Below are 12627 nucleotides of genomic sequence, written 5' to 3' on the forward strand. Positions count from 1 at the left end.
ATAACTCTACAACCAAACCTTTATGAAAAATTTATTTTGTTCCCTTTTAACCCTTTGTTCTTTTACATTATTAGCACAAGAAAATACGTACACTTTTAATCAGAAATTAGTTTATGATTTCAATGTATCTGATGAATTATCAGCTATGTATCCAATTGATGATGTTTTAGAAAATAAATTAAGCATTTATATCGGAAATGAAAGTTTACTAGGTCACTCTGATAACGATTTTTTATTTGAAGGATTTAATTCATCTGCATTTTTAATTACTAAAGATCATTATTATGATGTTAAATTAAATTCGTTAGAAAATCAAATCAGCATCAAAACACCAACTATTTACGATTATTCAGAATTAAAAGATTACAAACCGTATAATGAATTATACTTTTCTAATACGAATAAATTAATCAATCTTAATCGTACTGAAAAGGTGAACGGTTACACTTGTAATAATTATGAGTTGATTGAATCTAATACTGAAAGTGTAAAAACAATTTATTGTATTGACGAAAAAAATGCAATAAATAACGCAAGTTTTCTACTTCCTAAACAATCAATAAAAGGTTTAATCGTAAAAATTGGTGATAGTAATAACTCAAGTTCTTTGATATTAAATCGAATTGAGCAATCGAATCTTAAAGTTCATTTCGATGAAAAAAAATCAATTAAAGAGTACGAAGATAAAATTGTAAAACTAAAAGAGTTGTATAAATCTTTATATGATACGGATACAATTTCTCAAGCTGATGAATTACCTTATCAATACGAATCAGATAATCGTTACGAGGATCCGTTATATAATTATTTTACAATACCTACATCAGAAAATGACAAGGTAAATACATTTTTTAATAGTATGGCTCCTTTGGCTTTAACAGTTATTACTTTGGATGTAGATTATGATGGGGATTACGATTTTGATCGTGCTAAAGCAATTAAAACATCAGAAGAGTCTACAAGAAAAACTATTCAATCTTATAAAAAGAATGGATTAATTACAAAGGACGAAGCAAAGGAACTGAATAAATATTTCAAACAATATTTTGATCAAGCGAAATCATTCAAATTTGAAAAGTATACTGAAACCCTTCAAAATAACGAAGTAACTTCAGATACAATAGATGCGGCAGTTTACGCATTAGATGAAACTTTAGATTATCAAACCAATTATAAAAATACATCTCTAAAAGATGTACAATTAGCAATTGATGAAGAAGATTCTAAATTATATTTAAACATTGCACCTTCACATTGTAAAGATTTAAAAAATCGCATTCCAGATTTCTCGAATATTGATTTAAAAGCTATCGTTTACAATTACACAGGTCAAATTTGTGATTTATACATTTATCAAACAGGTGTCGTTGATTTAACATCAACAGTTGATGCAATTAGAAAAAGTGTTTGGGAGTTAAATAAAAATTATGATTCTTATAAAAAAGAAGACAAAGAAAAACTTATAAAATTCTTTGATTCTTTAGATTAAATTAGATAAATAAAACAAATGGAGGCAACTCCACATAAAAAACAATTACAATGATCGATTTAACATACACAGAAAAAAAAGATACACGTAGTGGATTCGGAGACGGATTAACTGAGTTAGGAAGAACTAATCCTAATGTAGTTGCATTATGTGCTGACTTAATTGGTTCATTAAAAATGGATCAATTTATCAAAGAAAATCCAGATCGTTTTTTCCAAATCGGAATTGCAGAAGCGAACATGATGGGAATTGCAGCTGGTTTAACAATCGGCGGGAAAATTCCATTTACAGGAACATTCGCTGAATTCTCAACTGCTCGTGTTTACGATCAAATTCGTCAATCAATTGCATATTCAGATAAAAATGTAAAAATTGCTGCCTCTCACGCCGGATTAACTTTAGGTGAAGATGGTGCAACACATCAAACATTAGAAGATATCGGATTAATGAAAATGTTACCAGGAATGGTAGTAATTAATCCTTGTGATTACAATCAAACAAAAGCGGCTACGATTGCTGCTGCAGAATACGAAGGTCCAGTTTACTTACGTTTCGGACGTCCAGCTGTACCTGTATTTACACCAGCTGACCAAAAATTCGAAATTGGAAAAGGTATCTTAATGAACGAAGGTACAGATGTAACAATTGTTGCAACTGGACATTTAGTTTGGGAATCTTTAGTTGCTGCTGCAGAATTAGAGAAGGAAGGAATTTCTTGTGAGGTAATCAATATCCATACAATTAAACCTTTAGATGAAGAAATCATCATAAACTCTGTAAAGAAAACAGGAAAAATTGTTACTGCAGAAGAACACAATATTTTAGGAGGATTAGGAGAATCAGTTGCTAGAGTTTTAGCGCAAAAATGTCCAACTCCACAAGCTTTTGTTGCTGTTAACGATACTTTCGGAGAATCTGCTACACCAGCAGAATTAATGAAGAAATACGGAATTGATTCTACAGCTGTTATTGAAAAAGTAAAATCTTTATTAAAATAATTAATAGAGTTAAACTATAATTTTTAAAGTCCTAAGTTTTCACTTAGGGCTTTTTTTGTACAAAAGAAAAAAGGAATCCCTTACGGAATTCCTTCTTAAATTTTCTTTTAGTTTAGATTTAGTTTGATTTAAGTCGTTAGTGGTGCAAAGATGGGATAATTACAAATATGAGTCAATACCTATAAATAGGTAATTTTTAATAAATACTTAAAAAGCGTTTAAAACGATTTAAAAGTTAATGATATAATCTTTTAAACGTATAAAAAACCACATCGGTTAATAGGAAATTTTAAATAAATTGGGTAAAGATTCTAAGAAGTTATAAAAAAAGCAAGCCGATAAGCCGGATTCTGTCATCACAAAAAATGTAACGCTTTGTCATTTATCTAGGACTTGAATTACTCCAAGCCTCGAGCTGCCTACCCCCCAACAACGAACGAGAAGCCCTTAACTGTTGGTATACATGGCATTTCACCGCATAGAGTTTACCTGGTTTCACTACAGCCGAACTGTACTTGCTTTCTGTTGCACTTGTCCTCGCCTCACGACGGACGGGTGTTACCCGCTATGCTTTCTCTATGGTGTCCAGACTTTCCTCTCCGAATAAATTCGCAGCGACAAAGTGGCTTGCTTTGGTACAAATGTAAGATAAATAATAACGAATAAAAAAGCTCGTAAACTATTTATTTACGAGCTTTTTGTATTTAATTAAAAATGAAAAACTTATTGCTTTTCTTCTTCAGTTTCTTCAGTTTTTCCTTTCACAGAAATCTTAACACCATCTTTAGCCTCATTCAGATCTAAAATTAATTGATCTCCTTCTGTAATTTCAGCATTGATAATTTCTTCTGCCATTGGATCTTCGATGTATTTTTGGATTGCACGTTTTAATGGACGAGCACCATAATCTTTATCAAATCCTTTGTCTGCAATAAAATCTCTTGCTTCTGGAGTTAATTCTAAATGATAATCTAAAGCTTTTAAACGATCGTATAAATTCGCTAATTCAATATCGATAATGTTCATGATATTTTCTTTAGTTAATGAATTAAAGAAGATTATATCATCAATACGATTTAAGAATTCTGGAGCAAATGCACGTTTTAATGCCGTTTCTATTGTTGATTTTGCACGTTCATCAGCTGAGTTTTGTTTCGCTGAAGTTCCAAATCCTACACCATCTCCAAATTCTTTTAATTGGCGTGTACCAATATTAGAAGTTAAAATGATAATTGTATTACGGAAATCAACTTTTCGACCTAAACTGTCTGTTACATGCCCATCATCTAAAATTTGTAATAAGATATTGAATACATCTGGATGTGCTTTCTCAATCTCATCTAATAAAATTACAGCATAAGGCTTACGACGAACAGCTTCTGTTAATTGCCCACCTTCTTCGTAACCAACGTAACCCGGAGGTGCTCCAACTAAACGAGAAACAGCGAATTTCTCCATATATTCAGACATATCAATACGAATTAATGCGTCTGAAGAATCGAACAATTCTTTTGCTAAAACTTTAGCTAATTGTGTTTTACCAACACCTGTAGTTCCTAAGAATATAAAAGAACCAATCGGTTTGTTAGGATCTTTAAGACCTGCACGATTACGTTGAATAGCTTTTACAACTTTAGTAACTGCTTCATCTTGTCCAATCACTTTCCCTTTCATTAACTCATTCATCTGAGCTAATTTTTTCAATTCTTTTTCAGCTACACGATGTACAGGAACGCCACTCATCATAGAAACAACTTCGGCTACATTATCTTCAGTAACTGTTTCACGATTCTCTTTTGATGTTTGCATCCATTCAGCTTGTGCGCGTTTCAAATCAGCTTCTAATTGCTTTTCAGAGTCGCGTAAACGAGCCGCTTCTTCGTATTTCTGAGATTTTACAACCTTAGTTTTCTCTTCACGAACTTCTTCTAATTTTTTCTCTAAATCAAGAATTTCCTGAGGAACTCTAATATTTTTAATATGAACACGAGATCCTGCTTCATCTAAAGCATCAATTGCTTTGTCTGGCAAGAAGCGATCTGTAATATAACGAGTTGTTAAATTAACACATGCTTTAAGCGCTTCATCAGTATAATTTACGTTGTGGTGCGCTTCGTATTTATCCTTAATATTATTTAAGATTTGTAACGTTTCTTCAGGAGTTGTTGGCTCAACCATTACATTTTGAAAACGACGAACTAAAGCTCCATCTTTTTCAATATATTGGCGATACTCGTCTAAAGTTGTAGCACCGATACATTGTAACTCGCCTCTTGCTAAAGCAGGTTTAAACATGTTAGATGCATCTAAAGAACCCGTAGCTCCACCTGCACCTACAATTGTATGTAACTCATCAATGAATAAAATGATATCATCATTTTTTTCTAATTCATTCATGATCGCTTTCATACGCTCCTCAAACTGTCCACGGTATTTTGTACCCGCAACTAAAGAAGCTAAATCTAAAGTAACAACACGTTTATTGAATAAAACGCGAGATACTTTACGTTGAATAATGCGTAACGCTAAACCTTCTGCAATGGCAGATTTACCAACACCTGGCTCACCAATTAATAATGGATTGTTCTTTTTACGACGAGATAAAATTTGAGACACTCGCTCAATTTCCTTTTCACGTCCTACCACAGGATCTAATTTTCCTTCTTGAGCAATTGCTGTTAAGTCACGACCAAAATTATCTAAAACTGGCGTTTTACTTTTAGCAGTTGATTTGCTCATCGATGGACGATCAAAATCGTTTCCTAAATCTGAATCGCCATCATAAGAAGGGTTTTCAGCTTTTGGTGAATCTACAATATCATTATTATCTTGGAATTGAAATTTAAATTCTTCTTTGATTGTGTTGTAATCAATTTCGAATTTATTCATCAATTTTGTTATCGGATCATTTTCATTTCTTAAAATACATAACAATAAATGAACAGTATTTACAGTAGCACTCTTAAATAATTTAGCTTCTAAGAATGTTGTTTTTAAAGCACGTTCAGCTTGTTTTGTTAAGCTTAAATTTTTGATATGATTTACCGTTGAATCTTTTGGTGGATTAAGGTTCTCAATTTTCTGACGTAGTTCTTTTAAATCTACATTCAATGCCTCTAAGACAGAAATTGCTTTTCCCTCACCATCACGAAGAATACCCAACATCAAGTGCTCCGTACCAATTTGGTCGTGCCCTAATCTTAATGCCTCTTCCTTGCTGTAAGCAATTACATCTTTTACTTGTTGTGAGAAATTATCATTCATTATATAAACTGTCTTTTATCAAATATAAACATTACCATAGATAATATCATAAATTATGCCTTTGTTATGCAATTATTATATGATTGACATATAATGACATATTTTAATAATAATTTTAAAAAAACGGACAATATTTCATGCTGATTTCTGAATTATCTGCAATAATTTGTGTTATAGAAGTTGTCGCTTTCCCTGGTGCTATATCTCCATCTTTCATTTGAATTGATTGATGAAGTGCAAAAATTTCGGAAGCTGACATTTCATTAAAGTTAGGAAATAATCTTTGTAATTCATTCATTTTTTCAGGAGAATATAAAGTTGAAGAACATCTAAAAACAAATTTTTTGTCAGATAAATTATTTACTTCTAATTGTTTTTCATCCCAAAATAAAATATGAGTATTTTTATTTTTTACATTATAAATTAACATTGTAAATGGAGCAATATCATTAAAATCTTCCTTTTCGACAAATTCCTCTACATTAGGATATTTCATTACTTCTAAAAGAAGCAAACCTCTGCTTCTTTTATAATCTGACCTTGTAAATGTAGGCGCCGATTTCCCCCCATTAAGTATACAAGCAATGTAATCTTCATTATAAAAAATCCATGTACCTTGTTTTTCCTGATCTACAGGCGCATAATACGATTTCCCTTCCCATATACGTTTTTCAACATGAAGTGAAGCTTTTCTACTGATACTTTCGTCACGATTATGAGTTAATAAAACTTGATCGTTTTCTTTAAAAAAACTAATGATACACATTACTAAAATTGAATTTGTTCAAAAGTAAAATTATCTTTGCAAATAGTATGCAAATCAAGGAATCAATTCATCAATCTTTAAGCCAATTAGAAAATATTCTTATTCAGTTAAATGATACAGAATATACACAAGCAATAGAAATTTTAAACGGACAAACAATTGGTAAACATGTAAGACATATTGTCGAGTTTTTCCAATGTTTATTAATTGCAGATGATGTCGTATGTTTTGATAATCGTAAAAGAGAAGTATTGATTGAAAATTCGACTATATACACATTAGATCGAATAAAATCTATCAAACAAAAAATTGAATTTTTGGATTTTAATCAGCCAATAATTTTAAGACAGCTTATAGCTGATGATGTTATAGAAGTACAATCTACAATTGGGCGTGAATTAATTTATTGCATCGATCATAGCATACATCATTTTGCCATTATAAAAATGGTTTTAAGATCTGATTTCCCTTATATTTCGATATCAGAAGATTTTGGTATTGCTTATTCAACTTTAAATTATACCAAATAATATGAAAGCTACTTTTATAAAATGGACAAAATACGAATTTTGGCCTTTTTGGCTTTTTTATGGTCCATTAACTCCTTGGTATATTTATAAAATATTTACAGCCGGTGCTCCTGCCTACTTTTGTACAGCAAATCCTGGATTTAAATGGGGCGGTTTTATCAATTACTCGAAATTTGATATTTTGAAGCAAATTGACCGTAAATTTTTACCAAAAACAATTTTCTTTCCTGAAATTTCTTCTGCTGAAATTCCTATGAAATTTCCTTTTATTGCAAAACCAGACGAAGGTGAACGAGGAATTGCTGTAGAATTAATTCGTGATAAAAAAGATTGGAACAATTACCTAAAACAAAATAATAAAAACCTAATCATTCAAGAATTTAATGAATTTCCTTTAGAATTTGGAGCATTCTATGTGCGTTTACCAAAAGAAAAGAAAGGAAAATTAATTTCGATGACAGGTAAAGACTTCTTACAATTTACTGGAGACGGAAAATCTACATTCAGAGAATTAATTGATCAGAATATACGTGCATTATTCCGAAAAGATTATTTGGTTGAACGATATAAAAATCAACTTGATGAAATTTTACCAAAAGGAGAATCTATTTTAGTTGAACCAATAGGAAATCACAACCGCGGAACAACATTTTTAGATGCTTCAGATTTAATTTCACCTGAATTAGAAAATCAAATTGATAAGATTGCACAATCTATCAACGGTTTTTATTATGGTCGATTTGATATTAAAGCAAAATCAATTGAAGATTTACAAAACGGAAATTTTGTCATTCTCGAAGTTAATGGTGCAAATTCGGAAGCAACTCATGTTTATGATCCGAAACATAATTTATTTTTCGCTTATAAAGAAGTTATAAGACATTTAAATTACCAGCATCAAATTGCAAAACAAAATCATCAACTTGGTCATCAATACATAAAATGGCCAACTTTAGCACTGGAACTAATGAACAGAGGACGCGAAAAATAACCAATTTTGGCAGATAAATTAGAAAGGAATGGTTTGTGACTTTATTTCCTTAAAATAATTTTATGGCCTATCCTTTTCCAAAGAAAACTTTAGTTATTCCATTCTTTTTAGTGACCTTAATTTGGTCCGTATTTCTTTTTGAATACAGTGGATTAGGATTAAAAGATTGTTATGGAGTAGTACCAAGAACATTCTATGGATTGAAAGGTATTTTACTTTCTCCAATTTTCCATTCTAGCTTTACACATTTAATAAGTAACACATTTCCGCTTTTCTTTTTAAGCTTTTTAGCTCTTTTAATGTATGATAGATTGGCTTATTATGTCCTGATATTTGGTTGGCTATTATCTGGTATTATATTATGGCTAATCGGAAATCCTCCATTTATGGATTCAATTGCTGGGTGTCATATTGGAGCAAGTGGAATTGTCTATATGCTAGCTTCTTTTATTTTATTCTCAGGTTTAATAAGAAAAGAACGTGGATTAATGGCTATTTCTGGCGTTATTATTTTATTATATGGAGGAATGTTTTGGGGAGTAATTCCTGAAGAATTTTTACCTGATTTTAATTTAGGAAATAATCCAATTTCTTGGGAAGGACATTTAAGTGGCTTTGTTGTGGGTGCTTTCTTTGCCTATTTATTCAGAAAAGTTGGTCCACAAAAAGTAAAACCTAAGTGGGAAGATGAAAATTATTACGATCCAAGAGAAGAAGAACTTTGGCAAAAATATTTGGAAAGTTTAACACCCAATACACCAAAAGAAGAAAAGGAAAATCAACCTTCAATTGATAAAGATTAATTTTCCTTTAGCTATTAATATGTAAAACCTGTTGTTGTAAATTTCAACATCAAGTCATCTATTTTTTTAATCGTTTTTGGCATGTCTTTCTGGAGAAAATCCTTTGTCTGAATTGTATCACCATTCAAAATAATGCGATAATAAATTTTTGGATAAATCCCTTCTTTGATATCATCTAACTGATTAATTTCCATTTCAAAGCCTTTTAAATCAAAATGATCTAATTCAGCTTGAAGTTCATATTTTTGATAATCATTTAGTTGACGAACCAAAGGTGTTTTATTTCGCATCCATTTGGAAATAACACCATTGTTATATTTAACTGTTTGAAACCCAGATTTTGCGGTTAGGTATCGAAGTATTTGAACTTCAGAAAATCTTGTTTCTATTGTATTAAAGCTTGTAAGGATAGTATAGGTTAGGATTATTAATGTAATTTTTAATCCTTTCATAATTTATGTTCTACCTTACAAAAATATAGTATTTTAAAATATTTTAAACAGTTAAAAATAAATTATTTTCTATTTTTATTCAGTAGATAATCAAGTCTTTGTAATTGTTTTGGAGTATGACCTTCTGGATAAAATCTTGTTCTTAACGTATCATTATTCTTAATAAATAAATACATGTAAGCTGTACCAATAATAGGTTTGTTGATAGAATCTATCTCTTCAATTACATTGTTGATATCTAATTTAGAAATTGCTTGGTCTATCATCGCCTTTTCATTAGACGGTAAAAGATAAACATAGATTTGGCGATTTTTAATCTGTTTCTTGATTTTTCCATCTAGATATTCAATCACCAAATATCCATCATTCGCCTTTTTGTAGCGAATAATTTTTAAATCATCTTGAATAATTGTAGTGAAACTTAAAAATACGACAAAAAATAAAGCAGCAAGAATTGCTTTTGTAAAATTCTTCATAATGTTATTGTTTTAGTTAGGTTTTACAAAAATACAATAAGAATTAAACCTAACCAATTCCTAGAAAGCAAAATATATGAAACAAAAAAAAGTACCCCTAAAGGTACTTTCTGTATTTTAAAAAATTATTTTATTTTAAAATGGCATTCCAGGAATACTTGGTAAATTTTCTTGAGCAGTTTTCTTCGCACGATCTATCGCCTCTGTTTTCACTTGCTCTAAAGCCTTGTTCAATGTCATTACTAACATATCTTCAATTTGCTCTTTATCCATTCCTTCAGCTAATTCAATATCTTTAATTGTTGCTAATTTTGACATTGTAATTTTTACTGTACCATCTGTAGATGTAGTTGTGAATGTTTCGTTTTCTAACTCATCTTTTAAACCTGAAAATTTTTCTTTAAACGAGTTAATTTTACCCATCATATCCATGATGTTTCCGAAGTTTCCGAACATAATCTGTATTTCTTTATATTAAATTAATCAATTAATTTTTTCCACAATGCATCTTTCAATTCAGTTAATCCTTGATGAGCAACTGATGAAATAAAAATTGTTTCGATATCTTTTGGTAATTGTTCCGATATTTCTGCCTTTAATTCATCATCCAACATATCAGATTTTGTAACCGCTAAAACACGTTCTTTATCTAATAATTCTGGATTAAATTTCTTTAACTCATTTAATAAGATCGCGTATTCTTTTGCGTAATCATCTGCATCAGCAGGAATTAAAAATAATAAAGTAGAGTTACGCTCAATATGACGTAAAAATCGGTGACCTAAACCTTTTCCTTCTGCTGCACCTTCAATAATTCCAGGAATATCTGCCATAATAAATGACTGATGATCGCGGTATTGTACAATTCCTAAGTTTGGTGTTAAAGTGGTAAAGGCGTAATCAGCAATTTTTGGTTTTGCAGCTGATAAAACAGATAATAAAGTTGATTTTCCTGCATTAGGGAAACCTACTAATCCAACATCTGCTAAAACTTTTAACTCTAATGTTACCCATCCTTCTTCACCATCCAATCCTGGCTGTGCATAACGTGGAGTTTGACGAGTTGCAGAACGGAAGTGCCAGTTTCCTAAACCTCCTTTTCCACCTCGTTTCAAGATCATTTCTTGTCCATCTTCTGTGATTTCTCCCAAGATTTCTCCATCTTCACCACGAGCAATAACGCCAATTGGAACATTTAAAACAATATCCTCTCCATCATGACCAGTAGAACGAGATTTTCCACCACGTCCACCATGTTCTGCACGGAAATGTTTTTTAAATTTAAATTCCAATAAAGTCCATAAATTCGAGCTTCCTCTTAAAATTATATGTCCTCCACGACCTCCATCTCCACCATCTGGACCTCCTTTATCGATATATTTTTCGCGATGCAAACTTGCTGAACCAGCTCCACCATGTCCACTTTTACAATGAATTTTTACGTAGTCAACAAAATTTGATTGCATAAATTTTTCTTTTTTTGATATTAGTCTGCAAAAGTACGACTTATCAGCCTTATAATAAAATCTTGACTGATGTATTTTAATCCAATGGTATATAACATTTTAAAATTAAGTTGTATATTATTCGATTATTTATTGAAATCCTATAACTTAGAAAATAAATAACTTTTTACAAGATTGATTTTACAAAAATTCTACCTTCTGTTTTTTTATTTAATTAAAAAATGAAAATTTAAGACTTCGAGAAGATTTAACATCAAAGTTTAAGTTAATATCAATTGAATTTAAACCAATAGTTACAATCAATCAATTGAAAAGAACTGAAGAATTAATAGGATTGTTTATTTTTGCAGTATGTACAAGCACATCAAAAACATTCTTTTTCAGTTACAACCAGAAGATGCACATCACTTCGTAACACGTCAATTAAAAAATTACGCTAATTTTCCTGGCATAGATAAATTATTGACAAAAAAATTCACATTCAATCATCCTTCATTAGAACGTGAAGTTTTCGGAATTAAGTTTAAAAACCCTGTTGGATTAGCCGCAGGTTTTGATAAAAACGGTGAATACATTAAAGAATTGAGCCACTTTGGATTCGGTTTTATCGAAATTGGAACTGTTACACCGAAACCTCAACCAGGAAATGAAGCGCCTCGTATGTTTCGATTATTGGAAGATGAAGCTATCATTAATCGAATGGGATTTAATAACAAAGGGGTTGAATATGCTGTAAAGCAAATTCGTCGTTTACAACATCGCGAACGTTATATTATTGGTGGAAATATTGGTAAAAATAAGGTTACGCCAAACGAAGAAGCAACACAAGATTATGTGATTTGTTTTAATGCATTGTTTGATGAAGTAGATTATTTTGTGGTAAATGTAAGTTCGCCAAATACGCCTAATTTGCGTGCTTTGCAAGAAAAAGAACCTTTGATGGATTTGTTATATACATTACAAAGACATAATGGAATTAAAGAAAATCCGAAACCAATTTTATTAAAAATTGCTCCAGATTTAACTAATGAACAATTGGATGACATCATCGAAATTGTGACAGAAACAAAAATTGAAGGTGTAATAGCTACAAACACAACTATTGAAAGAGAAGGTTTAAAATCAGATCCAAAAATTGTTCAAGAAGCTGGAGGTGTTAGTGGAAAACCATTAAAAGAACGTTCGACTGAAGTGATTAAATATCTTTCTGAAAAATCAAACAAAGCTTTCCCGATTATTGGTGTTGGTGGAATTCATTCTGCTGAAGATGCAATTGAAAAATTAGAGGCAGGTGCAAGTTTAGTTCAGATATATACAGGATTTATTTACGAAGGTCCTGGATTAGCCAAAGTGATTTGCGAAAAATTAGTAAAATAAAAGATCGAGATCTAA

At 30.8% G+C, this 12627-nt stretch carries 12 protein-coding genes and 1 other RNA gene; 6 read left to right on the forward strand and 7 right to left on the reverse strand.

All coding sequences use genetic code 11. From position 1 onward, the window contains the following. Window positions 1-22 precede the first annotated feature (22 nt). On the forward strand, window positions 23-1489 hold the full coding sequence (locus J9309_RS02100) for a hypothetical protein (RefSeq protein WP_230476798.1): 1467 nt from the start codon (window positions 23-25) through the stop codon (window positions 1487-1489). 53 nt (window positions 1490-1542) lie between these two features. Then, complete coding sequence (locus J9309_RS02105) at window positions 1543-2487, forward strand: transketolase family protein (protein WP_230477837.1); 945 nt, start codon at window positions 1543-1545, stop codon at window positions 2485-2487. Window positions 2488-2810: 323 nt separating this feature from the next. Here J9309_RS02105 and rnpB read toward each other — a convergent pair. The 3 genes from rnpB to J9309_RS02120 all read right to left on the reverse strand — a co-directional run bounded on the left by rnpB (window position 2811) and on the right by J9309_RS02120 (window position 6517). Beyond that, an RNA gene (rnpB, locus tag J9309_RS02110) (RNase P RNA component class A) lies at window positions 2811-3121 on the reverse strand. Window positions 3122-3210: 89 nt separating this feature from the next. Continuing rightward, the gene (locus tag J9309_RS02115) at window positions 3211-5751 is read right to left on the reverse strand and encodes an ATP-dependent Clp protease ATP-binding subunit (RefSeq protein ID WP_230476799.1); all 2541 of its coding nucleotides are present in this window, start codon (window positions 5749-5751) and stop codon (window positions 3211-3213) included. 115 nt (window positions 5752-5866) lie between these two features. Then, on the reverse strand, window positions 5867-6517 hold the full coding sequence (locus J9309_RS02120; protein ID WP_230476800.1) for an NRDE family protein: 651 nt from the start codon (window positions 6515-6517) through the stop codon (window positions 5867-5869). A 47-nt stretch (window positions 6518-6564) separates the two neighbouring features. Here J9309_RS02120 and J9309_RS02125 point away from each other — a divergent pair, with 47 nt between their 5' ends. From J9309_RS02125 to J9309_RS02135, 3 genes are all read left to right on the forward strand, one after another. Next, window positions 6565-7047: a hypothetical protein gene (locus J9309_RS02125; protein ID WP_230476801.1), complete on the forward strand. Its 483-nt coding sequence runs from the start codon at window positions 6565-6567 to the stop codon at window positions 7045-7047. Between the two features lies 1 nt (window position 7048). Next, a complete protein-coding gene (locus J9309_RS02130) occupies window positions 7049-8038 on the forward strand; it encodes an ATP-grasp domain-containing protein (protein WP_230476802.1) in 990 nt (329 codons plus the stop codon). Between the two features lie 62 nt (window positions 8039-8100). Continuing rightward, the gene (locus J9309_RS02135) at window positions 8101-8841 is read left to right on the forward strand and encodes a rhomboid family intramembrane serine protease (protein ID WP_230476803.1); all 741 of its coding nucleotides are present in this window, start codon (window positions 8101-8103) and stop codon (window positions 8839-8841) included. Window positions 8842-8855: 14 nt separating this feature from the next. Here J9309_RS02135 and J9309_RS02140 read toward each other — a convergent pair whose 3' ends face one another. The 4 genes from J9309_RS02140 to obgE all read right to left on the reverse strand — a co-directional run bounded on the left by J9309_RS02140 (window position 8856) and on the right by obgE (window position 11235). Beyond that, a complete protein-coding gene (locus tag J9309_RS02140; RefSeq protein WP_230476804.1) occupies window positions 8856-9293 on the reverse strand; it encodes a hypothetical protein in 438 nt (145 codons plus the stop codon). Between the two features lie 62 nt (window positions 9294-9355). Then, entirely contained in the window at window positions 9356-9769 is a 414-nt protein-coding gene (locus tag J9309_RS02145) for a hypothetical protein (RefSeq protein WP_230476805.1), read from the reverse strand. Between the two features lie 135 nt (window positions 9770-9904). Then, a complete protein-coding gene (locus J9309_RS02150; RefSeq protein WP_230476806.1) occupies window positions 9905-10225 on the reverse strand; it encodes a YbaB/EbfC family nucleoid-associated protein in 321 nt (106 codons plus the stop codon). 23 nt (window positions 10226-10248) lie between these two features. Then, window positions 10249-11235: a GTPase ObgE gene (obgE, locus tag J9309_RS02155; RefSeq protein WP_230476807.1), complete on the reverse strand. Its 987-nt coding sequence runs from the start codon at window positions 11233-11235 to the stop codon at window positions 10249-10251. Between the two features lie 351 nt (window positions 11236-11586). Between obgE and J9309_RS02160 the strand changes: the two genes are divergently transcribed. Next, window positions 11587-12612: a quinone-dependent dihydroorotate dehydrogenase gene (locus J9309_RS02160; protein WP_230476808.1), complete on the forward strand. Its 1026-nt coding sequence runs from the start codon at window positions 11587-11589 to the stop codon at window positions 12610-12612. Window positions 12613-12627: the final 15 nt, after the last annotated feature.

This window comes from Faecalibacter bovis (assembly GCF_017948305.1).
GTDB lineage: Bacteria > Bacteroidota > Bacteroidia > Flavobacteriales > Weeksellaceae > Empedobacter > Empedobacter bovis.